16 protein-coding genes are annotated in these 24150 nt (G+C 41.0%); 10 read left to right on the top strand and 6 right to left on the bottom strand.

The features are described 5' to 3' along the window. The first annotated feature begins 5 nt into the window (after positions 1-5). Together BN161_RS00960 and BN161_RS00955 are read left to right on the top strand one after the other, a co-directional pair. Positions 6-2018 carry a RagB/SusD family nutrient uptake outer membrane protein gene (locus tag BN161_RS00960; protein ID WP_044262264.1) on the top strand — a complete coding sequence of 671 codons (2013 nt, stop codon included), beginning with the start codon at positions 6-8 and terminating at the stop codon, positions 2016-2018. A 24-nt stretch (positions 2019-2042) separates the two neighbouring features. Further along, a complete protein-coding gene (locus BN161_RS00955; protein WP_044262263.1) occupies positions 2043-4247 on the top strand; it encodes a right-handed parallel beta-helix repeat-containing protein in 2205 nt (734 codons plus the stop codon). Positions 4248-5686: 1439 nt separating this feature from the next. Here the strand turns inward: BN161_RS00955 and BN161_RS00950 are convergent. Continuing rightward, complete coding sequence (locus tag BN161_RS00950; RefSeq protein ID WP_044262262.1) at positions 5687-10045, bottom strand: hybrid sensor histidine kinase/response regulator transcription factor; 4359 nt, start codon at positions 10043-10045, stop codon at positions 5687-5689. Between the two features lie 168 nt (positions 10046-10213). Here BN161_RS00950 and BN161_RS00945 point away from each other — a divergent pair, with 168 nt between their 5' ends. The 6 genes from BN161_RS00945 (at position 10214) to BN161_RS00920 (ending at position 14868) form a co-directional block, all read left to right on the top strand. Then, positions 10214-11170, top strand: coding sequence for an SPFH domain-containing protein (locus BN161_RS00945; RefSeq protein WP_044262261.1), 957 nt, complete (start codon positions 10214-10216; stop codon positions 11168-11170). Positions 11171-11180: 10 nt separating this feature from the next. Further along, positions 11181-12521 carry an alpha/beta hydrolase gene (locus BN161_RS00940; protein WP_044262260.1) on the top strand — a complete coding sequence of 447 codons (1341 nt, stop codon included), beginning with the start codon at positions 11181-11183 and terminating at the stop codon, positions 12519-12521. A 40-nt stretch (positions 12522-12561) separates the two neighbouring features. Further along, complete coding sequence (locus BN161_RS00935) at positions 12562-12762, top strand: DNA-binding protein (protein WP_044262258.1); 201 nt, start codon at positions 12562-12564, stop codon at positions 12760-12762. A gap of 62 nt (positions 12763-12824) precedes the next feature. After that, positions 12825-13307: a hypothetical protein gene (locus BN161_RS00930; protein WP_044262257.1), complete on the top strand. Its 483-nt coding sequence runs from the start codon at positions 12825-12827 to the stop codon at positions 13305-13307. A gap of 135 nt (positions 13308-13442) precedes the next feature. Further along, entirely contained in the window at positions 13443-13769 is a 327-nt protein-coding gene (locus BN161_RS00925; RefSeq protein ID WP_044262256.1) for a helix-turn-helix domain-containing protein, read from the top strand. After that, a complete protein-coding gene (locus tag BN161_RS00920; protein ID WP_044262255.1) occupies positions 13753-14868 on the top strand; it encodes a type II toxin-antitoxin system HipA family toxin in 1116 nt (371 codons plus the stop codon). Before BN161_RS00925 ends, BN161_RS00920 begins: the two co-directional genes overlap by 17 nt. 274 nt (positions 14869-15142) lie before the next feature. Here BN161_RS00920 and pelA read toward each other — a convergent pair whose 3' ends face one another. The 5 genes from pelA to BN161_RS00900 all read right to left on the bottom strand — a co-directional run bounded on the left by pelA (position 15143) and on the right by BN161_RS00900 (position 21727). Further along, positions 15143-17002 carry a pectate lyase gene (gene pelA, locus BN161_RS27905; RefSeq protein ID WP_052356137.1) on the bottom strand — a complete coding sequence of 620 codons (1860 nt, stop codon included), beginning with the start codon at positions 17000-17002 and terminating at the stop codon, positions 15143-15145. 53 nt (positions 17003-17055) lie between these two features. Further along, positions 17056-18519 (bottom strand): carbohydrate-binding protein, encoded by a 1464-nt coding sequence (locus BN161_RS30260; protein ID WP_244436368.1) that lies wholly within the window; start codon positions 18517-18519, stop codon positions 17056-17058. Positions 18520-18558: 39 nt separating this feature from the next. After that, positions 18559-19848 carry a GH116 family glycosyl-hydrolase gene (locus BN161_RS30255; RefSeq protein WP_244436367.1) on the bottom strand — a complete coding sequence of 430 codons (1290 nt, stop codon included), beginning with the start codon at positions 19846-19848 and terminating at the stop codon, positions 18559-18561. Between the two features lie 567 nt (positions 19849-20415). Further along, on the bottom strand, positions 20416-21033 hold the full coding sequence (locus BN161_RS00905; RefSeq protein ID WP_044262254.1) for a response regulator transcription factor: 618 nt from the start codon (positions 21031-21033) through the stop codon (positions 20416-20418). Beyond that, positions 21023-21727 (bottom strand): hemerythrin domain-containing protein, encoded by a 705-nt coding sequence (locus BN161_RS00900; RefSeq protein WP_044262253.1) that lies wholly within the window; start codon positions 21725-21727, stop codon positions 21023-21025. The genes BN161_RS00905 and BN161_RS00900 overlap by 11 nt, the downstream gene beginning before the upstream one ends. 166 nt (positions 21728-21893) lie before the next feature. Between BN161_RS00900 and BN161_RS00895 the strand changes: the two genes are divergently transcribed. Further along, positions 21894-22256, top strand: a complete 363-nt coding sequence (locus BN161_RS00895) for a BlaI/MecI/CopY family transcriptional regulator (RefSeq protein WP_007212543.1) — start codon at positions 21894-21896, stop codon at positions 22254-22256. Positions 22257-22278: 22 nt separating this feature from the next. Beyond that, positions 22279-24144, top strand: a complete 1866-nt coding sequence (locus BN161_RS00890) for a TlpA family protein disulfide reductase (RefSeq protein ID WP_044262252.1) — start codon at positions 22279-22281, stop codon at positions 24142-24144. The last annotated feature ends 6 nt before the right edge of the window (positions 24145-24150 follow it).

Raw genomic sequence — 24150 nt, 5'->3', positions numbered from 1 at the left:
GAAATATGAAATTGAAATATATTTTTATGACCAGTCTGGTTGCATTAGGACTTTCTTCGTGTAACGACTTTCTGGAAGTAGAGGCACCCTCGAAATACGAGAACGGCTATGTCTTCAATGACAGGACCGAGATAGATCGTGCTCTCAATGGCGTTTATGCTCAGTTGTTGAGCAGTGATACTTATGGAAGTGCTTACCTAAGTACTTTCTGTTTAAACAGCGATGTGGATATGGCAATATATACCAATGATGTAGCGACTAATAATAGCTATCGTCGTTTTGATTGTTCTCCCACTGGTGGTGAAGTAGAAAAAACGTGGAATGCTGCATACAAAGGTGTGGAGTATGCCAATAACTTTATCTATCAACTTGAAAACAGTGAATTATATGCTGAAGGCGACGAAGAGTTGAATCAGATGATGGGAGAGGCGAAAGTAATGCGTGCGATGTTCTATCATGATTTGGTGGTGATGTTTGGTGATATACCGTTCTCTTTGGAACCGTCTTCTGGAGCTGAAGATAACGGTAGCTTGTTACTTCCTGTCACAGATCGCGAAGAAATACACAAGGTTTTGATTGCAGACTTAAAGTCTATTGCGCCTAAAATGCAATTGGCTGCTGACCTGAGTGCCGGAGTGGAACGCGTTTCTAAAGAATTTTGTTGGTCTATGATTGCTCGTATGGCGTTGACGTGTGGTGGTTATTCACTTCGTCCAGATCAGGCTAATACGGCGAGTTATGGTAAAATGGAACGTCCGGCTAATTATAAAGACTATTATGAGATTGTCCGTCAATATTGTGACTCGGTTATATCCTCTGGTAAGCACTCTTTGAATCTTTCTTATCGCCAAGTATTTATCGATGAGTGTAACTATAAAGTAAATAACAACGATGACCCCATTTTTGAGATTCCGTTTGGCAAAAACTCTACGGGGAGTATCGGTTACATTCAAGGGCCTTCAAGTGATTTATTTGAGGGTAATACTAGTGGTACCAATATTTGGGGAGAATGCAAAGGGAACGCTCGTCTCAATGCTCTCTATCGTTTTTTGTTTGATGAAGGCGATACCCGTCGTGACTATGTGACTGGCCTGTGGTATTATCAATATGATGGTACACCGAAACTTCGTAATGACCGTACGGTACACAATAATAAATGGTCTAAACTTTGGACAACTGCTAGTATGGGTGCTAACAGTCAGGGTAATACGGGTATAAACTATCCTTATATGCGCTATGCTGATGTATTGCTGATGTATGCTGAAGCTGTCAATGAATTAGAAGGAGGAGTTGACGGTACTAATGGTTCGAAAGCTGTAGAGGCTTTGCGACAAGTGCGTAACCGTGCATTTGCTGGTGATGCAGGTACGGTGGAAAATTATTTGGCCACTGTCAGTGCTAATAAAGATACATTTTTGAAAGCTGTATTGGACGAACGTAAATTTGAGTTTGCGGGTGAGAATATGCGTTGGAAAGACTTGGTTCGTAATAATATGTATGGTGAAGAAGTTTATTATTCCTTTATGCGTTATTACGGAATAGCAATGAATGGTGAGTCAACTATGGATATGGAAGATATTTCTATACATGACGGTAAGAATGCCGATTTTTGGGAATCTATACCTTATACCATATTTTATAAAGATGATAAAACGGGTGTAGCAAATCCGAATGACGTGAATGTTTATCCCAACACGAGCATGAATATACTTACGTTTTATAAAAATTGTCTTTATGACAAGAAAAGTAATGCAGATACAGACGGAGAAACAGATTGGACAAAAGCGACCCTCTTTGGTTGGTGGAACACTACAGATGGTATTCCGGAAAATCAGATGCTTTACTCGTACTATGGCTATATACGTGGTGATTATCGCGGTATTATTTCTGTGATTCGCGACGGTAACCCAGAAATACCTTCTTTGGATAACTTACCTCCAGTTCGTTACATTCTGCCTTATCCGAACTCTGCCATTCAGCGTAGTGCGGGAGCTTATAAAAATTATTACGGTTATTGATAACTATAAATCTTTTATTGAAATATGAAGAATAAAACATTATATGCCTTGTTGACTCTCTTATGCATTTCCTTCTATTCTTGTAAGGATGATGAAGTGGTTGTCAACCCTGATGGCACTAATCCCGACAGGGAGTTTATGACCATGTTCCGCAAAGATGATAATACGGGCAAGGGAACTGATGAGCCTTACGCAAGTAGGGTGAAAGATTTGAATGATATTCAACTCTATTGGTATGGCGTAAAAGATTGTGCCGGATATGAGATAAAGATGGCGTTGCAGCCTAATGTATCTTCCGGTTTGGCGGAAGACTGGAACAATCCAGCTCATCTCTTGATGGATACGATTGTAGGACCGGATGTGTTGAGTCTGTTTATTAAAGATTTGAATTATAGTACGTCTTACCGCTTTGCCATTCGTACTCTTTCTACAAAAGGAGAGGATTATCATTCCAAATGGTACGGTTATGGTGACCAACGGCATTGGGCGGACTATATGCAGATAGATACAGATACCCGTTATCCTACTCCTGACTTAGTTGTAATTGATAATATTACAAAAAGCTCTTTCCGCTTGAATATAGATCGTGTATATGCTACATCAGGTGATCCCGGTAGTTATAAGCAGTATTTTGAAGTGGATGAGGAGGGGAACTTTGTGGTACATACTATCTCGGTAGTTCCTTCGCCTACCAATCCGGATGCGCAAGTTCCTGACAAATGGCGGAATTATACAGTTAAGCAGGAAGATTTTGAACGGGGGTACATTGATATAGATGGTCTGGACATGAACAGTGTATATGTAGTGGATGCTGAAAACAAGAATATTCTTGTTCATGTAGATGCTGTTTATAACACTTGCACGGTACGTACAGATGGTGAACCGGGTGATCCGATATTCTTGGCGCATGTGGTAGACCCCAATGATACCATTCCGGGTGCTGTGGAGTATCAGGCGATGTGTTTGGATAAAGTTCTGACGGATTATACCACTGACGCTGCTTTGACTGAAGGTACCATTTTTGAATTGGAAGGTGGAAAAGCCTACTATTTCGCTACTAACCCGTCTCTTTGCAAGGGATTGACAGTACGTACTCGTCAATCTGATTTGGAAGCAGGTAAAGGCAATGCTAAGATTTATTTGAATGGTATGTCTAAAAAACCTGACGGTTCAGGAGTCTCCTGCAACTTTATGTTTGGTCGTCAGCCACAGCAAGGCGAAAGTGATGCACCTATCAACGTAAAGTCTGTAATCTTTGAAGACATCGATTTTGACAGTCCAGAGGCGACTAACTACGGCGATGGGAAGGCTACAGGTAATTACTTTGCCAATATGTATCCTAATGGCATGGCGGTAACGTTCAGTTCTTTTGAAGTTAGAAGATGTTCGTTCCAGCGTATGGTTCGTGGTTTCATCCGTGTGCAAGGTTCTAAACGTAAGGTGTTTGAAAAAATATTGATAGAAAACTGCTTGTTCTACAATTGCGGATACTACGACAATAACGGTAGCGGTTATGCCTGGATAGCCGGTGATGGTAAAGATCCGAAATCTAATATCTTCCGTGATATCACTTTCCGTAATAATACGTTTTATGATTCACCTCGCGTTAGCATCTTTACAGATAATAATAAGACTTTGGCATGGCCTGCCAGCGTTCGGTATAAGATGACTCTTGAGAATAATACTTTTGTAAATTATAGTACGCGCTCTTCCGGGCGTAATATGTTTAGCTTTAAGTATATACCGGGTGGTAGTGAGATAATCGTGAGAAAGAACCTCTTCATTCAGGCTAAAGCGGCAGATGACGATCGTAATCTTTACTTTGGTGGTATGGATATTCGTGACTTTGCAGGTACAGGACCAAGAGAAATTACGTTTGACATTGCAGACAATTATGCTGTAACTAGTGAAGAGGGTAAGCAGAAGGATGATGGTATCTTTACAGGTGGTGCATTCAGTGCCAAGAAGAATAGTGCCGGTGCATTCCTTGACTATTTGCCAGGTGTTATCAATGGTGCCGAACAGTTGACGGTGAAAGTAGGCTCTACTCCGCTTGCCCCAACTGATTTGATGGTCGATCCGAATCCGCCTTATAAGAATGGCGACAAGGATATGCATGAAACAACTACGGAGAAGCTGATGAACGGATTGAAATTCAAGAATACCGATCAGGTTCGTAATCATGAGATCTATAAGTTAGGCATTGGCGACCCGAGATGGAGACAGTGATGACATAGGTATTATTAAATATACTTGTCTATATGAGGCTGTGAAGTTTTGTTAGACATTCTTTGCAGGAAGGGCGTTTCATTCGGAGGAACGCCCTTTATGTATATAGTAACTTATGAGGTTTATGATTGCTATAAAATAAAGCATAGAGTATTTTCTGATATATTTCAATTACCGGGATGAGTATTGATAGTCAGTCATCATCCCTTCATCTCCCTATGCTAAATGAATTAGCGTCACTACAAGACGGGTGCAGCATGGCTGCAAGATGGTGCAGTATCCTGTAAACTATAAACAGAACGTTGTAACACAGCTATAACGCTATATTACTTCTTATAAAGCAATGCAAGCAAAGTAAAGAAGCGAGGTTTTCATAACCCTACAAGAAATGAGCAAAAGTGGTAAGCGGGCTGTGTCTAAAAAGTGAATTATCATTTAGCTCAAAGCATGCCGAAGGCTTGCGAAATTTATGAAGTGATACGGAGCTAGTTTGTTCTCCATATTTACTTCCATTAGTTGAATTTATTTGTCAGTTATCGTTTTGTGCGGAGATATGAGATGATGATGTCTGGATTGAGTATTTTCCCAACGTGCGGCGCTTGATGAAAAAGAACGCAAGGAATCCTTATAAGAAAAATGCAAATAGAAAGCGTATGTGGGAAATGAAAAGAATATCGCATGGTGATGCTTTTGTAAAAGACTCAAAATGTCCGTTTAATGTGAATTTTCAATCAAATAGACTTTGTAGAAACGAACGTGGTATACCGAAAAGTAGCGGATAAAACCTTTTTTAGAGGAAACTTACGCTCATATTTCGGGCAAAATAACCTTTTATCCGGTAGGGCTACACCCTTTTAAGCGCATGGCTACACCATTTGGGGCACATGGCTACACCCTTTCGGGCAAATGGTGTAGCCCTTTTAGCCGCAATCTTCCTGTATTTAGATCCATTTCCGCTGCGGGGAACGGCAGTTTCCCCTCGTGGAAACTCGCGTTTCCCTTGATGGGAACGATAGTTTCTCTTAATGGGAACGACAGTTTCTCTTAATGGGAACGACAGTTTCTCTTAATGGGAACGACAGTTTCTCTTAATGAGAACGACAGTTTCTCTTAATGGGAACGATGGTTTCCTACCATAGAGAAACTCTAATCAATTAGTTCTTAGATTATTAAAGATACCTTTTAGGAAGCATTAAGAATAATACAAAAAACGCATGGCAAAGCAGGGAATTGACGGAGGGGGAATAACTGCCGGATTAAGAAGTGATATAGAGAAAAGTCATAACAATGCAGGAAAGACTTTTCTTTATGCTTATCTTCTTTCCTTAAACGTCATCCCGAATAAAAAACAAGCGGATTGCAAATCCTCTTGAACGAGGGTTGCCATCGGCTGTTCCTCCGTCAAAACGGCTTAGCCCTTCCTACTCTTAAATTAACACCTATTGGTTTTGAAATTCCGAAGGACTTACTCCGTATTTCTTCTTAAAGCATTTACTGAAATATTTCGGGTCGTTGAAGCCAGTCATGTAAGCTACTGTAGAAACATTGTATTCTCCGGTCTCCAGCAATTGCATGGCACGTTTGATACGCATCTCACGAACAAAATCAACGGGTGAGAGACCTACAATGCTTTTTAATTTTTGGTAGAATACTGTGCGCCCCATGCCCAGTTTTTGGGTAAATTCGTCAATAGTCAGTTCTGAATTATCCATCTGATTATGCATTATTTCCATTACCTGCTTCATGAATAGCTCGTCAAAAGGAACTATTTGCGGTTTTTCCGGTGCTATTTCTATGAAAGGTGTGGGGGAATTTTTTTTCTTTTCCGACCATTGTTCCAGATAAAGTTCCTGCAATTGTTTGCGCTGCTGCAACAATGATTTGATACGTATCTTTAGATAAGTGGAACTGAAAGGCTTCGTAATATAATCATCGATACCTTGTTCCAGGCCTGAAATCCGGTCGTCCAAAGACGATTTGGCTGAAAGCAGAATAATAGGAATGTGGCAAATATCCCGGTGTCCTTTGATTGCTTTTACCATATCCAGTCCGTCCATGACCGGCATCATGATATCGCTGATGATAAAGTCCGGCATGTAGGACAAGGCCTGTTCCAGTCCTTCTTGTCCGTTAGTGGCTTCAATGACTTTATAGGTTCCCGATAAAATATTGTTCAGGAAATCCCTCAGTTCGACATTGTCTTCCACAATCAGTACGGAAATAGGATCTCCATTCGTGTCGTCATCGGCAGGAGAGAGGGCTTCTTCTGTTTCTTCTGCATTCTTTTTTTCATCAACAGGCTGAGGGAGTGTCTTCTGATTGTCTGTAGAAGGAATATCATTCAGAATGAATTCCGTGTTTTCCTTCTTTTCATACACTTTTTGGTCAAGCGGTAATGAAACGATGAATTCGCTGCCTATTCCGATTTCAGTATTTACCCGGATGTTGCCTTGGTGTAGTTCAATCAACTCTTTTACTAATGATAGACCGATGCCGGAAGAAGGTTGCAGAATATTATTATTCACCAGTGTCTCAAAACGCTGGAATAAGGTTTGCTGCTTTTTGGGGTCGATTCCAATGCCTTCGTCTTTAACGGAGATTACTAATCTTTTTTCATTTACAGAAGCGCATACAGTGATAGACTTGTTGGCAGGGGTATACTTGAATGCATTAGACAGTAAATTGAAAACAATTTTTTCTAGTTTGTCCTGGTCAACCCAACTGTAGAGGCGTTCTTGATCGGTTTGCAGGCGGAAGTTGATATTTTTTTCTTCAGCCATAATTTTGAAGTTATCCATCACTTTCCGTAATAGGCCGATAACCTCTGTTTTTTCCAGCAATAATTTCATCTTCTTGTTTTCTATTTTGCGGAAATCGAGTATTTGATTGACGAGCCGCAACATACGTTCCGTATTGGAATGTACCACCGTAAGAAGTTTGCGGGCATTGTGAGATATCTTTTCATTCTCCAAGACTTCACCCACCGGGCTTGCGATAAGAGTTAATGGTGTACGTAGCTCATGGGAGATATCCGTAAAGAAACGTAGTTTTATATTGGCTAATTGCTGTTCAAGGTATATCTGGTGACGTAACTTATATATATAAAGTATAATATAGACAATAGTTCCTGTAAATAGGATGAATAAAATAGTATAAAGCAACAAAGCCCAATGCGTTTCCCAAAAAGTAGGTATAACGATAACTGAAAGTTTCCGCACGTTATCTGTCCATACTCCGTCGCTATTGGTCGAACGTATCTGAAGCTCATATTCTCCCGGAGAAAGATTAATGTAACTGGCTGTACGGCTGTTGTCTACTTCATTCCATTTTTCCTCCAATCCTTTCAGGCGGTAGGCGTAGTTGATGGAGGCCGGATCAATATAGTCTAATGCGGCAAACTGGAAAGAGACATTTCGTTCATCGGGTTTCAGGCTCAGTTCTTTCAGGTCGTCAATGTCGATATTTTGTTGGGTTCCTTGCAGTTTTAGCCCGGTGAAGACGATAGGGGGGGAATAAGCACTTTTACTGAGTAATTGGGGATTGATTCTTAGGATGCCTGCATCCGTACCCAATATCAACTGATCTTGTACGATGACAGGCGCGGCTTCGCTGAAATAGACCTCTTTTTGGAGGTGTTTTTCGTTATAATGGTCGAAAGTGCCGCTCTCGGGATCAAATCTGGCTATTGTGTTCTCTGATATAATCCATAAATTATTTTGATGGTCTTCAATCATTGACAGAACCAGGTCGGATATCAATCCGTTTTGCTTTGTATAGGTTTTGAACTGGATATGGTTCGTTTGCAGATTATCTGAAATGATCTGATTGATTCCTCCCGTGAATGTAAGTACGTACGTATTCTCCCGGCTGTCCGTATAAATATAAATAACATCATTGCTGCTCAGGCTGGATGCTGTATCAGGTATACGTACATTGGAGTGGAATTTGATATCTTCCGGTTGTTTGAAGTCACAGCCGAAAGTAATTAGTCCTTCTGTTGTGCCGACAAGGATGGTGTTATTAACCTCTTTAACGATGCGTGCCTTGGTGAATTTGTCTTGTGGATAGCCTTTCAGTAAATTGCCGCTATGCACGAAGCGGGTTTTTCCATCCGGCGTTTCCTGAAGCAAGTTTAAGCCTCCACCATGTGTAGCTATCCAGATGCGTTTTTGGCAGTCTTGATAAATGCAATAAACGCTGTTGTTGCTTAAGCTGTAAGGGTCATTTTCATTATGGACATATTCTTGTATCCGGAAATCTCCGTTTTCCTTTTTTCTCAGCCGGAAGATACCGTCCCATTTGCTGCCTAACCAAATATCTCCTTGCTCATCCTCCATAAAGCAATAGATATTCTTGGAAAATGATACGGCCTGCTTACTGATTTTTCCATCGGGTGTCAGATAGCCTTTGAGGGATTTATCCGGATTGAAAATCCGGACAAATCCTTTTTTATTCGCTGTCCATAGATTCTTTTGCTTGTCGGTCAGGAGAGCACGCGTTTCATGGCCATTATCAAATACTGTCAGTTGACTGGCATTGGGAAAGAATGAAACTTTGTCCATCCAAAAGTTATTGGTAAACCATAGATTTTTTTGATTGTCCAGATGAAAATTGGTGATGACAGGAGTAAATTTAGACTCGGGTTTGCTGTAGTCAGTGTAATAGGGCTTGAGTTCTTTGCTCTCACGGTCATAATAACTCAGGCATCCCAGGTGTGGCACTATCCATAATGTTCCTTGATTATCCTCAAAAATCACATCCCGGCTTTTGAGTTCAGCCTTTGGCATATTTTGTGATGGGGTCTCATAATGTTGTTTTTCTTCGGTTGTCAGATTGTATCGTGTGACTCCGCGTTCATGACTGAATAACCATAATTCGTTGTAGCTATCCTTGAATATATATCTTATGATTGACGGACAGCCGGTATCTATAAACTTGAATTGGTTGGTTTGCGCGAAGAATAGTATGACGCCGCTGTCGGTACCCACTCCGATGGTATCTTTTCCCAAACTGTGTATGCAGCTTAACTTACCGTATGCGAAAGGTATCGTTATATCTTGAAGTTGTTTGTTCTGCTGCTGGTAAGTAGCTAAACGGTTGGCGGATATTGTATATATATTCCCATTGTTTTTACAAAGACTTGTAAATCTGGTGGTATCAGATAAAACCTTCTGACCGACTATACAGACTCCTTTGTTCGTAAATATCCACTCATCTCCGTCGGTGTCTTGCTGAATGTTCTTTACATTTTTGCCCGGTAGGTTATTTGCTGTCGGACTGTAGAGTGTAATGCTTCCTTCATCCCCGTTTTCAAGCATTCGTTCATCTATTCGAAAGGCTTCTTCTTTGCACACAATCCAGCTGACACCTTTGGGCAGAGTATATATTTTCTGTACTACATATGTTTTCTTTTCATTTTTCTCGATGAATTGGAGAATATCAATAAACTTCTCGTGCTGGCTGTCGAATAAATATACCCGACCATCGTAAGTTTGACACCAAATACTGTTATATTGATTAGGAGTAATTCGTAATATACGATTACTGGTTAGTGTACACCCGTCTCCAGGGTATGCCTTGTAGTTTTTAAAAGTATAGCCATTAAATTTATTCAGCCCGTTCCATGTAGAGAACCAGATGAAACCTTTTGAATCTTGCGCGATATCAGTAACTGTTTTCTGTGCCAGTCCATTGTATATTGAAAAATGTTGAATTTGACATATTGGTTGTGTACAAAGTATACTTGGAAATAGTAGTACTAAATAAAGTAATAGGATGGTTTTAAGCTTGGTGTTCATGTATATATTAATATCTTTAGGTTAATAATTTAATTTCGATGAAGCAAAGATACGAAAAAACTGTTGTTTTTCTTAATCTTGTTTAAAATAGCTGTTGCTCTTATCAAACTTCTTGAGATATATGATATATTTGTGATATTAAAATGATATCAATTAAATCTATTAAGTATGGAAGCTAAAGAAAAGAATTTCAGTGGTTTTAAGATGAATGGATTCTTGGGGCTATTTATTCATCTTATCGTGTTGCCTGCGCTTATTTATTTCGGTTTTGTCACTTGTGTTTCGACAGCGGTTGTGGCAGGTGTTTTCTGCCTTGTCTGGCTGATAATGTTTGCCGGTTATATGCAATTGGAACCGAATGAGGCTCGGGCTATGGTGTTTTTTGGTAAGTATAAAGGTACATTCAAGGAAACTGGTTTCTTTTGGGTGAATCCATTTCTGGATAAGAAGAAACTTTCTCTTCGTGCACGTAATCTGGATGTAGAGCCTATCAAGGTAAATGATAAAATAGGTAATCCTATTCTGATAGGGTTGGTATTGGTATGGAAACTTAAAGATACCTACAAAGCTATGTTTGAGATTGATTCGCAGACAATGGCTTCATCTGTCCATACGGGGGGGAATGCCAACCAGATTAATATAGGTAATGCGGTTGCCAGCCGTATGAATGCTTTTGAGAATTTTGTGAAAATACAAAGTGATGCCGCTTTACGTCAGGTGGCGGGACAATATGCTTATGATGATAACGAAGCGGATACTGAAGAACTGACACTTCGTTCCGGTGGTGAAGAAATCAATGAACAGTTGGAACAAAAGTTGAACGAACGTCTTGCCATGGCAGGTATGGAAGTAGTGGAAGCACGCATCAACTATCTGGCTTATGCTCCTGAAATTGCTGCGGTAATGCTCCGCCGTCAACAGGCTTCGGCTATTATTACTGCCCGTGAAAAGATTGTGGAAGGTGCCGTTTCTATGGTAAAAATGGCTTTGCATAAACTTTCTGAAGAAGAGATTGTTGAACTGGACGAAGAAAAAAAGGCGGCTATGGTCAGCAATTTGCTGGTAGTACTTTGTGCCGATGAGGCAGCACAGCCGATTGTTAACGCAGGTACATTAAATCATTAATCAAGATAATATGAGCTTTTCTTTTTTATATAAGTGGGCATTAGTGCTTGGTTTATTGCTGGGACATGTAGCAGCGGTTTTTGCTCAGGATGCAAATATGGACCGTGCGAAACATGTGTACGAATTGTTTGTGGCGGATCAGGGGGATAGTATTCATGTTCTCTTGAATAAAAATTTGCAGGAAAAATTATCACCGGAAATTTTTAAGGACATGTTTAAGCAATCGGAAAAGCAGTTCGGAAAACTTCAAGCCAAAGGTGAGTGGAGGCAAGAGAGTGCTGAAGGTATAACACTTTATTATCGCGATCTGAAGTTTGAACGTTACAGTCTCCGTTTTTTGTTGTCTTTCGATGCTGACGGAAGTATGAATACCATTCGTCTGATGCCTGTGCCTGCCGCTTCTACAGCCAAACCGGTAGCTTATGATAAAGAGAAAATGCAGGAACGGGATATAACGGTGGGAGCGGATGGTTTTAAATTGCCCGGAACACTGACGTTGCCTGTAGGCAAGAAAAAGGCTCCTGTCGTAATCCTTGTGCATGGTTCCGGTCCGCAGGATCGTGATGAAACTGTCGGTCAGAATAAACCTTTCCGTGATTTGGCTTGGGGATTGGCAGAACGTGGTATTGCAACGGTTCGATATGATAAGCGTACAAAAGTATATGGTGCAGCTTTTATTCCGGAAGGCCAGAATGCAAACTATGACACTGAAAGTGTAGATGATGCTGTAGCCATTATTGCTTGGGTGAAGGGATTACCGGAGGTTGATGCGGACAGTGTTTATGTATTGGGACATAGTTTAGGGGCCACATTGGCTCCTCGCATTGCAGAACAAGCAGATGGGGTGACTGGAATTATCCTTGTTGCCGCTTTAGCCCGTCCATTTGAAGATGCTATTGTTGAACAAATGACTTATATATCTTCTCTGACGGACTCTTCCGCTAATGCCAAAAAGCAGATTACAGAAATAAAAAAACAAGCGGATAATATAAAGAAGTTGGGTACTCCAGAATATGATGATAGGATTCCTTTATTGTTGGGTGTTCCTCGTTCTTACTGGGAATTTGCTAATGCCTATAAACCGGTAGAAGTGGCATCTAAACTGACTCTTCCCATACTTATATTGCAGGGCGAACGTGATTATCAGGTGACTATGCAGGATTTTGGCTTATGGCGCTTCGGGCTGATGCGTAATAAAAATGCTTTCTTTAAATCTTATCCTAAACTCAACCATATGCTACAGGAAGGTAGTGGTAAGGCTACTCCGTTTGAGTATAATCAGGCGTCACCTGTAGCCGGATATGTCATGGATGATATTGCGTCGTTTATTCATAACGGAAACCTGTTATAATACAAATTCAATTGTAAATTGTTAAATAGTAAATAGAATCGTGGCTAAAAAAGAAACTTCAACCAAAAGCTTTGTTCTGCGTGTAGATGCTGCAACTATGGATGCCATTGAAAAGTGGGCAGCCGATGAGTTTCGTAGCACTAACGGGCAGCTCCAGTGGATTATAGCTGAGGCATTGCGGAAAAGCGGGCGGATGAAGAAAACAAAGAATACTCCTCCGCCTGAAGAACCTGAGTTGTAGTTTAGCGATAAGTTGTTAGTGATAAGTGATTAGTAGTTTGAATTATAATTCATATATTGTTTATGTTAAATCTTGGTCCATATTCAACTAAAGAGTTTCCTAATATCCGGGTATATCCCACTATAATAGATCGTATATTGGAAGGTGTTGCCGTATTGTTGGCAATTGCTGCCTGGGTGTGTGCAATATGGGTGTATATCCATATAGAGGACAAGATTACAGCTAATTTCTCCTTTATGGCTGCGGGATTAGGTACTTTATGTCTCCTTTTAGTTGGTATTTCTGCCTATCTTCCTATTCGTTGGATACGTTTTCCAGTACGTATCACAGAGCGCAATGTCGCGGTACAGTATTTTATGGCAGCCCGTATTGCTCGTATATTGAATGTGTTTCTTACTTTACTTTTCCTAACTCTTGTTTTTAATAAAGTAGAGATGGGATATGGTATTCCGCAAGGTCTATGTAATATGATTACGAGTGCGGTCGTTGGTTTGATGATATTGGCACTTATAGTCTATTATATATTGGCGTTTAAGTATAAATAGAATTGTGGTATAAAGTTCTGCATGGTATAGAAATAACTTGCAAGATTTTGATTGCTTGATTTAATGAATTATCTTTGTATTTAGATATTATAGTATCTGAATATAGAGGTTTTGAAATTAATCAAATACAATAGTATGCCATTACTTTATAACTTTGACATAGATTCTGTTGAAGAATTATTAGCTATTCTTGCTCAGAACCTACAAAAGCGAAGGCTTGAAAAAGGACTTTCCCGAGAAGCTTTGACTGAACTTAGTGGTGTTCCTACTCCTACTATTGCTAAATTTGAGCAAAAACATACTATTTCATTGGCGTCCTATGTGGCATTAGCGAAGGCTTTAGGGTACTCTAAAGTGATAAAGGAACTTTTATCCGTACCTTTATATAATACAATGGAAGAGCTGGAGATAATTCATAAGAATAAAAATAGAAAAAAGGGGCGTAATGAAATTGGTAAATAAACTAACGGTAACCTATCATACTCGGAATGTTGGAACACTTAGTATGACACCCGACAATCGCTTGTGTGCATTTCAATACGATAAAGAATGGTTGGCTACTGGATTTTCTATATCTCCGTTCGACCTGCCTTTAAAGTCAGACCTGTTCATTGCTAAGCCAGAACCATTTTGGGGAAATTTTGGTATTTTCGAAGATAGTCTGCCTGATGGATATGGTCGCTACTTACTTAACAGATTGCTGAAGAAGCAAGGCATAAATGATGATGAACTAACTCCTTTACAACGATTGAGTATTGTCGGAACCTCAGGCATGGGGGCCTTGTGCTATCTTCCTGAAACATATGTAGGTGAGGAGAAGGCCCTTCCTGAATTGGATGATTTACAACAGATGGCGTTAAATGTACTATCTGAAAAGTCGGAAAAAGATGAGGATATACTTTATTTCAATAGTGGTAACTCTGGTGGATGCCGGCCAAAATGTCTATTACAGGATGCAGAAGGCTCTTGGTTAGTCAAATTTCGCCATACGTATGATCCTAAAAATATGGGAAGGATGGAATTTCGTTACAATGAGATTGCCCGTAAATGCGGAATAGCTGTACCCGATTTTAAATTGATGGAAGGAAAGTATTTTGCAAGTAAGCGTTTTGATATCGAAAACGGAATCAGGCTGCACATTGCTACTTCCGGTGCGCTTCTGAATGAGTCTATATTACAACCCAGGTTGGAGTATAAAACATTGCTCCATCTGACTGGTTATCTGACTCAGGATCCGAAGCAGGTGGATGAAATGTTTCGTCGTATGGCATTCAATGTGTTGACTGAAAATAAAGATGATCATGCTAAAAACTTCACTTTCATTTGTCGGGAAGGTGTTTGGTCGTTAGCTCCTGCTTACGATTTAACCCGATGTAGTAACGGATATAACGGAGAACATGCCACTTCTGTTAATAAACAAGGGAATCCGAGTATTGAAGATATGCTTACTGTGGGGGAAAGTATTCGTATTTCTCGAAAAAGAGGATTGGAAATACTTCGGCATATAGCGGGCTCTTGTGAAGAGCTATTAGCTGATAAGTACAAATTTATAAGAAAATGAGCGATTATATCTGGAAATACCTAGTTATGACTATTACCACCTTTCATTATACCTTGTTTTAGGGATTGTGACATCTTCGCAAATGCCCTACTTTTGCAACATCAGATTTAATGAATTAGTTAGTCATAATTACGTAACCACTTTTATTAAGGAAAAAAGGTTCCCGTCTTCCCCGATGTGATATCGTGAAAGAACGGGAATTTTTCCATTTAGTAACGTAGGGTATCGTGCACTTGAGACTTGCAAAGCTTTTATTGAATCTCCTTTATAAAAATCAGTTGTCGATCTGCTGCCCTATAGTATTGTAAGTCTTACCGTCTTTTATTATAACGATGCGGCCGTTTCTGATCTGCTTGACAGGAACGCCGGAGTCTTCAACGGAGACTTCTCGAATGCCGGTGGGGTCTTTGGTCTCAACACAGTAGAGGGTAATTATGACACAGCACTGTTTTACCTCAAAACTGAAGTCAAGATTCTGCTGGGCCGGCTTATCCGAAAGGTCTATGGTGTGCCGCACGTAGGTTGCTTCTCCGTCCACTTTGGCGGGAAACACATAGTCGGTCGCAGAATATTCCACGCCATTAAGTTTGCGGAGGTAGGCTTCTACGTCATAGTTGTCATAACCATAAAAAGCTACCTTGACCACTTTCAGATCTTTGGGAATGCTGATATTGTACTCTACGCCTTGTGAGAACTTCAAAGTGTTGGACTGGCCATTGGCATATTGCTTTCCTTTGGCGTTGGATATGGTAAATCCGTCCCGGAAGTTGTAGGTAAGGCCATCGGCGGAACTTGATGTGTAGGTGGTACCCGACAACTCGTGCAGGGTGGCGTCCCCCGCCTCATTGCCGGCGTCAATTTTTTGCTTCCATGCGGGATACTCGTCCTTAATCACCTTTTGGCACCAGCTGCCGAGGTATTGATAGCTACGGCGGTTGTCGGCAGTGAGCGAGGTGGCGATGGGGCACCCCTTGCTGTCAACTACGGGATCAGTGTCATCGTAGTTGTAGAGGAAGCGGTAGTAGAGGTGTGCCACTTCATCCGAATAAATGGCAAAGATGGGTTGGTAGGCTCTGTCTTCACGATAGGATATCCTTGCAATTTCCTCCTCGGTATAGGTGTAGGTCTTACCTTGATAGGTATAACTGCGGCTTTTGCCACGCTCTCCCAACATGTTGAACAATTTGTTGTAGACCTGCTTTCCTGTTTCACCACCCAACTGGATGAAGCGTCCCCAGATGGCACTTCCGGGTTTGTCCACAATGCGGCGGTCTTGTTCTCCGGCAACATTAACGTAATCTTCAATGGCCTTACCCTCGATTTTATGTTCATCCAGCCAGGTCACGGCGGCCGTGATGGCGTCCTGTAATTCGGGGGAGGGGTTTTCAATAGTCATAAGGAACGATAGGAGGGTTGCCGACTCGCTGCCGCTAATCGAGGGAAGTTCGTGGGGGCGGCCTACGGCGGGGAGCAGATCAGTCGGATCATGCTGAGCGCACCATGCGGCCTTTTTTCCGTTGTCGTCGACTTGGCAATCAAGAATCACTTCAATACCTTTATCGAAGGATGCTTGACAGTGTTCACGTTCGGCTTCACCGACAATGTCGGCGAAGTCTCCCTTATTGTCATGAATATTACGCAACAGTTTCATAATGTTAGTGATAAGGTCATCGTTGAAGGTTATGTAGTCCCTATAACCTCCGTTGTCGTCAAGGGGCCAGTATTGCGACCATCCCCCGCAGCTTTTTTCGGCCTCGAATATCATGTTGAGGGCTTTACCAAAGGCTTCGCGATATTTCTCTACTTTACATCCCTGCCATACTTTGGCGAGGAAGCACATCTCCATAGTTGTCGAGCCGTTGTCTAGGCATGAGTGGTCATTACGCGAATTCTTCAACTCGGCTAGGTCTGAAGAGGAGAGTTTATGATAATCGTAATTCTTCATCCAGCCGCCGTTTGTCTTTTGGACTTCGAGCAATACGTCGGCTATGGCTTGTGCCTGTGCAGAGCTATACCATTCGGTTCCCATGGCTCCCGAGCAAACCTGTGACCATTTCAGCGTGGATACATCGGCTGCCGATGCGCTGAAAAATAATCCCCAAAGGACTAATGTACTAAGTATAAGTTTTTTCATGATGTAAGGAATTTGTTTTTCATTGATAAAGATATTTATTGAATTTACATTGTTTATTTAAAATGTATGCTCCTAAGATCCAAAAGATTGTCGGGATGCGGACCAAAGAATCTCAATATAACGTTATGGACGCTTTTGGTTTTCTTCACGGGACAGGATACCATATGCCATCCTGAACCGGTACTTTCAATTCTGCATGTACCCACGATTGAGCCTGATGTATCGTCTAGTACAATCTCAATCTCGGCAGCCTCTTTGTTGGAATTATTAACCTCCAACAGTATTTCGGTGGCACCTTGTCTGCCAAAATCCATATTGGAGAAGAGCATATAGTCAAAATTATTGCAAGAGGTGACATACTTTTCCCCGTCGGCATTTTGCTTAACTTCAATACCCGCTTGCTTATCAGCCATATACGCCGGAATAAGTTCAAACGGAGACAACTTATTGGGTTCATAGGCAAGTGTAAGGGGTTTCTCAGGCTTAGCGGGAGTACTGGAAGAGGGGACCTTATATACTCCTTCTACCTTGACGTCTATCTTGGAATATGATTTGCCATCAAGATTTACAAATAATTTCTTCGCATATCCGGAACCAGTCTCAATATATTTCATCGGCTTACCGTTGACCTCAATCCTGATATCACTTTGAAAGTCATTCTTAAGATATAAGCGGGAGACTTCCATCGGGTTTTCTGTTTTCATCACTATCTTTCTCTTCATCATCCTATTGGCGACGCTCTCTTCACAATCAATAGTACCGGAAGTCTGTGGAGTAATAAAATAAGCGTTTTTCAAAGATTCGCTCATTGCTGGATATAGTATCGGTTCCAACCATAATTCTTTAGTATTAGCGTCCCTGTGGAATCCTATTACATTGTAATAGTTTCTCCATATTGCGGGGATGCTGATGTATTGCATCTTACTTCTATAGCTATCGGAAACAAAATTGGACTCGGTAACAATCGGGAGAATGTTGAGCGGGTGTGCGAACACTTTGTCACGGTTCATATACTGACGCATATAGCCGTCCTTTTGCATCACATACCAACGGTCGAACTGACCGGTGTTGAGCATCAGTCCTCCATAATGTGCAAGTATATAGGGAGTCCATTCGTCATATGTACCCTGAGGATAACCAAGTCCCCAATAGTAAGGATAATAGAAATTATCAAGCTTATTAAGTATGTAATCAGTATCCTCAGCATCCATAATCTCACCAAGCTTGAGATGAAGAGCCAACCATTGTCCGGTGCTTACCGATTCGCAATGCTTGCCCATAAAGGGTTCTTTGTCTCGTATATAGCGGGATTGGAATCCTTTGCGAGCCTGTTCATAAGCGGATTGATATAGTGATTGAAGTTTTTTATCTGACATGGAGGCCGCCATTTGCGTCATCAACTTATATGCAACAACGGAAAGCGTGGCGTTATATGGATCCGGATTTCCTCCGGCATCGTAAGAATTCTCGGAACCTTCAAATGTATAAGGGTATTTTTTACTTCCGTACAGCTTCACTTGGTCAAGAATACGCTGTCCGGCTTTTTTTACATAGGGCTAAAGTTTAACGAATCTGTCCTTGTCGCCTGTGTAACGATACGCCTCAAACACAGATATGATGAGCCCGGAGTTTAAGTCTACCCATTTCTGGATGTTTCGGTAATCCTGATGTTCTGTGTCATCCCATGCCACAAGTTCCGACCGTTTAGCTCTCTGGTCTTTTGCATCCATCAAATTGAAATCATGGTGAATCTGGCCATTGTTCATTTGTGTGCGCCCCCAATATTCAAGTTCTTGCCATGCGTAATAAGGCACAAACTGATACATTATTTGTCGTGCGATCCACATCTGATCCATAGTTCCGAAACATGTCCATTGTCCTTCAGCAAACGCCACGCGTCCGTCTTTCTTGTACATTGAATTGATCACAATGGAGGCGAGTGCGTTCAGAGTCTGATTCTTAATCCATTCCGGAAGATTGGAAGCGCGCATTCCGTTTACGAGTTTCTCAGCATTATCTTTAAGTTTGTCAAATACATTCAGACCATGGTGCGCTATTGTTTCCGGATTGTCATACAGGTTCATGTAATATCCAAGCTCAGGATCCTCCCTGTTATACCATGCCACTACAAATCGAACGTGCTTGGTTTCTCCCGGAGAAAGCTTGGCTGTCGCAGTTACCAAGCCATCACCTTTTCCGGATAGAAGATCGCTTGACACTTTCATTTTCTTTTCCATGCCGCATGCCAATATGCTCCATTCATCATTACTTATTCCGTAATGTTTGACATTCTGAAACGTCTTGCCGTTTGAATGCCACATTAATGATAATGCGCCATTAACCTCATGCTTCATAGTGTTAGTGAGACTAATTTCATAGAGGGCATATGGAAGGTGCATATTGTTAGTATTGTGATTAGGATCTATGGGGGAAATACCTACCATTTTGACTTTTACCCCATCTATAACTCCGAAATCAACATAATGCAGCGGCCACACAGCGTCATCATTTGGCCGGTTATTAGTAAGCGAAGCCTTAAGTCTATGGGAGTTGCCTTGAGTATTATCGTCAATCACTCGCAACGAAAAAGCAGCTCCGGTAACAGGAGCAAAATCATACGCATCAGCGGGAGGACGCACCATAGCGGAAAAAGTTCCATTGTTTGCATTAAATTTTATTCCTCCGCAACCAAATCCTCCCAGTGGAACTCCGCTAGTACCGTTTACCACTGATTCGTCAAAGCTGTAGAAAGCTGTATCCTTCTGCACGACTTTGCCGTCAGCAGAGGCGGCATGTACAATATGTTGTACTAATAATATTGCTAAAAATATGAAACGTTTTTTCATGATGTAAAATATATGTGTTTTTTAGTTTATTTCTTTTCTTCTAAAATTTTGTTTCATAATACAATGAGCACTTAAACAAAAAATAGTTTTTTGCTATAAGAATATATCACTTAGATGATGCAAAAAAACGGGAAAATGTTGGGTTAAAGGGGGAAAATTTAGCGAAATAGGTAGAAATATTTATTGAATTGACGATTTTATAAAACAGACAAGCCTATATAGAAGTTGTATAGTCGGTCGTAATATCAAAGTATCAATACCCTGCCGACAAGAAGTTAAGAGTTTGTCGACAAGGAGTTAGCTTCTTGTCGACAGGATGTTGACTTCTTGTAAAGTATTGATAATCAGTATCAGTTTTTGCTACTGGTTTTACACCGCTTTATTCCTACTTTCGTGTCTTATTCAGTGCTCCGATGATGTATTTCCCATTGCTATTTACTACGCTCCATTTGGTGTTATGTACTATTTTCCAGACTTCATTTCCCAAACGTCCGTAATCTGACAGCTTCAATATTGCTTTTACCTCGTCCGGGTCTTTGATATGTACTTCTTCAATTTCTGCACTTTTTATAGATTATCCTTGATGTCCTGCAATTCCACTAACTTATTCACAATAGCGTAAATGGTGAGACCTGCCGGAGAATGTATTTGTAGTTTGCGGGCGATGTTCCGACGGTGGGTGATAACGGTATGGATGGAAAGGTAAAGTTGGTCGGCGATGGCTTTATTGGTCATGCCTTTCACAACGCAGGTTATTATTTCTTTTTCACGCTGGCTGAGCGTTTCCTGCTCGTTTTCTTTCTCTTTTTCTTCGTCGGTGCAAAGCAATTGGTTTATTTTAGTGGAGATTATTTCTGTATCATCGCAGATAGAGAGGTGGTCGTCGTACTCTTTTAGTGAATTATTGTCGATGACCGAGCATACAAGTGCCAGATATTTAGTTTCTACCTTTCCATTTTCTGTTTTGAACGTTGTAATGTCAAACCAACTGCCGAAGGTTGGATTGACAATGAGGATATCCGGTGTGTTCAAGTGGATGTAGCTCTGTAGAGATTCCGGGGAAGAGATTTCTATTGGGTGTACATTCAGGTTGGGCAAACGCTTTAGTACTGTTGTAAGTCCACTCCGGATGATGACTGAAGTCTCTGCAACTGCTATTTTTATAGAAGAAACATTATTGTTCATTTTTCATTCTCCTTTCCAGTTGTGCCACGGCGGGAACAAACATATAGTCTTCTACTTGGCAGTGTGAAGCAAGGTCATGCTCACAGTTGAAGATATCGAAAAGAACAGCATTGAGCTTGTTGTTGTTCTCTTTCTCGGGATAATACTTAATGATAATATTTTTCAGTTCTGTCAGCTTGGATTCAATCTGATTATGCTTACTGGCAAAGGTTGCTATATCATAGTCCTCTGCAAGTTTGCCTTCGAGTAGTTTTTCGACATAAGTGAACACAGCCTCGTTTTCATATTCCATGTGGCGGCGTACCTCTTTGGCATATTCATCGAAGAATTTCAGAATGAGATAGGCAATATTATCCGAACCTGAGCAATCGATAGATTCGATGAGCTTACGACGGATAACAGGTAATTTAAAATCGAGAAAGTAAGTGTGCGCCCGTTTCAGGTAATCCATGAGGGCTGAGATGGAAAATACGTTTTCCTCTCCACTATAAGTATATTGTTCTTCACTGATGAAATTGGCTACTGCGAGAAAGGTACGGTAGTCTACGCCTTGTGCTTCACAAACGTCCTTTACACTCTTGTCTCCGAATCCTAAGGACAGGCCGAAACGGCTCATAACCATTAATAAGGAGTAGTTATCACAGATAAGGTCGCTCATTTTGTCTGTGGCGCAATACTTATGCGGTTCATTCATTGCAGATTATCCTTTCTTTCTTTATTTATTCGTGTGCAAAGTAACGGATTTCCCTCGGGAATTGCAATCGCTATATGTAGGTATTTTGTGTTTAGTCTTATTTAACGAGAAAAATTAGTTTATAAACTAAATATTTTAGTTCTTTGCGAAAAACAAATGAAGAGTTATGAAAGGATTGACTGCGAAAGAAGAGGAAATCATGGGATTTTTCTGGGAGAAAGGTCCGTTGTTTGTGAAGGAGATGCTGGCTTTCTATGAAGAACCGAAGCCGCATTTCAATACGCTGTCCACGATTGTGAGGGGATTGGAAGATAAAGGTTTCCTGGCACATAAGACTTACGGTAATACGTACCAGTATTATGCTGTGGTGAATAAGGAAGACTTCAGTAAGGGAACGCTGAAGAAAGTGATTAGTAAGTACTTCAATAATTCATATCTCAGCGCAGTATCATCGTTGGTAAAAGAAGAAGATATTTCGTTGGAGGACCTGAAGCAGTTGATTGCAGAAGTGGAGAGAGGAACGAAATAGAAACTTTAAAATGCCAAGAATTATGAAAAGCATAGCTATAACTTATTTTGTATTGATAGCTGTTTGCGTAGGTTTGCAGGCGAAAAAGGTTGTGAAAGCTCCTTATTTCATGGCAACGAATACGCGTAGCCTTGAAATAGAGAAGGTGACATTAGGAAAAGATACTACTTGGCTTGAAGTGAAGATTTATAATAGGCCAGGCGAAGGGGTGAGGATAGACTCGACTGCCGTATTATGTGTGGCAGATAAAAAGTACGCTCTTTATAATAGTGAGGGCTTTTCGCAGAAGGAAGAGTGGACGCGTCTTCCTGCTTCTGGTGAAATGGCGGCAACGTTGAAATTTGCTCCACTTCCACAAGAGACGGAAAGCTTTGATTTTATTGAAATGCCGGGCAGCGATGAAGGTTGGAATGTCTATGGTGTACGTTTAGACGGTAAGAAACCTCAGGTAGATGTGCCCGAAGAAGTGTTACACCAACAGTTGGATTATACTCTACCCTTACCGATACCTGAACTGAAGGCCGATAAAGCTATTGTAAAAGGTAGATTACTGGGGTATAAACCGGAATACGGTGTGAAGCTGTTGTTCTACAATTCGGCGTGGTTCTTTTTTGATTTTTTTGGTAAACAAATAGAAGTAGCGGAAGATGGAACTTTCAATTATGAAACCGATGTATTGTTACCTTGTGGTTGTACTCTATGGGTCGCTGGATGTCAGTTTTATTTGTTTATTGTGCCAGGTGGTGAATTGGATATAACGATGAATCTTCCCGCTATCTTTTGGTTGCGAAGCCATTTGTTTGGAGAAAAACAGAGGACGGATGAAGAGACCCAGGTTTGGTATCAGGGCGATTATGCTGGGCTGAATACAGAATTGTTACGTATTGGAGGAATGATGAGAGTTGGTAGTAACGATAATTTCTGTGCAGATATCTGTGGGATGACACCATTGGCATTTAAGAAGTATATTTTTAAGCAGTATAAGACTCTCAGGAAACAATTGGAGGGAGAAAAGAATTTGAGTCAGGCAAGTCGTACTTATGCTGGGGTAAATCTGGATATGAGTCTTTTTAGTTGTATCTATAATTATAAAAGTAACCTTAGTTATGCTCCGATGATTTCAGGTAAAAAAGGGGTGAAGCGAGCGGATATGACTGTAGACAGTACTTCCTACTTCAAAGAGATTCTGGAACTGGATGTTTTGCATTCACCTGAGCTGAAATATTACAATTATTATCCGGACTTTGTAAGAACAGCAACGAGTAGTCTTCGGGACAGATTTGTACAAGATCCTCTTTGGGTAGATATAATGCTGGGCATGCGTGCTGCCTCTAACTTAAGCCGGCAGTTACCGCTAAGTCCTAAAGAACGTTTAACATTGGACAGCATCCATACACCAGCAATCCGGCAATTGTTTTTGAAGAAGAATGCGGATATTGAAGCTCGGTTAGAGGCTGTTAAGAATAAGACCGGCTATACAGCTTGCCTGTTGGATACGGCAGTTACTGCAGATAGTCTATTGGCAGTTGTCACCCGTCCTTATCGTGGTAAGGTGGTTCTGATAGATATGTGGAATACTTGGTGTGGCCCTTGTATGCGGGCTATGAATAGCCTGAAGCCGGTGAAAGAAGAATTGAAAGATGTAGTGTATATCTATATAGCAGATGAAAGTTCACCTGAAGGGAAGTGGAAAATCACCATACCTGATATTCATGGAATACACTATCGGATCACGAATGAGCAGAGTTCTGCATTAGGTAAACTATATGAGTATCCGGGAATACCTACTTATTTTGTGATAGACCGGGAAGGGAAGCTCTCATATAAAGTTACCGGATTTCCCGGTGCGGAGGTGATGAAAGAAGAACTACTGAAGGCTGGGGAATAGTAGCTG

The organism is Bacteroides timonensis (assembly GCF_000513195.1).
Taxonomy (GTDB): domain Bacteria; phylum Bacteroidota; class Bacteroidia; order Bacteroidales; family Bacteroidaceae; genus Bacteroides; species Bacteroides timonensis.
This window is presented reverse-complemented; position numbering and strand designations above follow the sequence as displayed.

Coding starts and splice junctions, on each gene's coding strand:
- BN161_RS00890 (WP_044262252.1), top strand. CDS start 22,279: ATGAAAAGCATAGCTATAACTTATTTTGTATTGATAGCTGTTTGCGTA.
- BN161_RS00950 (WP_044262262.1), bottom strand. CDS start 10,045: ATGAACACCAAGCTTAAAACCATCCTATTACTTTATTTAGTACTACTA.
- BN161_RS00900 (WP_044262253.1), bottom strand. CDS start 21,727: ATGAATGAACCGCATAAGTATTGCGCCACAGACAAAATGAGCGACCTT.
- BN161_RS00925 (WP_044262256.1), top strand. CDS start 13,443: ATGCCATTACTTTATAACTTTGACATAGATTCTGTTGAAGAATTATTA.
- BN161_RS00960 (WP_044262264.1), top strand. CDS start 6: ATGAAATTGAAATATATTTTTATGACCAGTCTGGTTGCATTAGGACTT.
- BN161_RS00940 (WP_044262260.1), top strand. CDS start 11,181: ATGAGCTTTTCTTTTTTATATAAGTGGGCATTAGTGCTTGGTTTATTG.
- BN161_RS00895 (WP_007212543.1), top strand. CDS start 21,894: ATGAAAGGATTGACTGCGAAAGAAGAGGAAATCATGGGATTTTTCTGG.
- BN161_RS00955 (WP_044262263.1), top strand. CDS start 2,043: ATGAAGAATAAAACATTATATGCCTTGTTGACTCTCTTATGCATTTCC.
- BN161_RS00920 (WP_044262255.1), top strand. CDS start 13,753: ATGAAATTGGTAAATAAACTAACGGTAACCTATCATACTCGGAATGTT.
- BN161_RS00945 (WP_044262261.1), top strand. CDS start 10,214: ATGGAAGCTAAAGAAAAGAATTTCAGTGGTTTTAAGATGAATGGATTC.
- BN161_RS00930 (WP_044262257.1), top strand. CDS start 12,825: ATGTTAAATCTTGGTCCATATTCAACTAAAGAGTTTCCTAATATCCGG.
- BN161_RS30255 (WP_244436367.1), bottom strand. CDS start 19,848: ATGAAAAAACGTTTCATATTTTTAGCAATATTATTAGTACAACATATT.
- BN161_RS00905 (WP_044262254.1), bottom strand. CDS start 21,033: ATGAACAATAATGTTTCTTCTATAAAAATAGCAGTTGCAGAGACTTCA.
- pelA (WP_052356137.1), bottom strand. CDS start 17,002: ATGAAAAAACTTATACTTAGTACATTAGTCCTTTGGGGATTATTTTTC.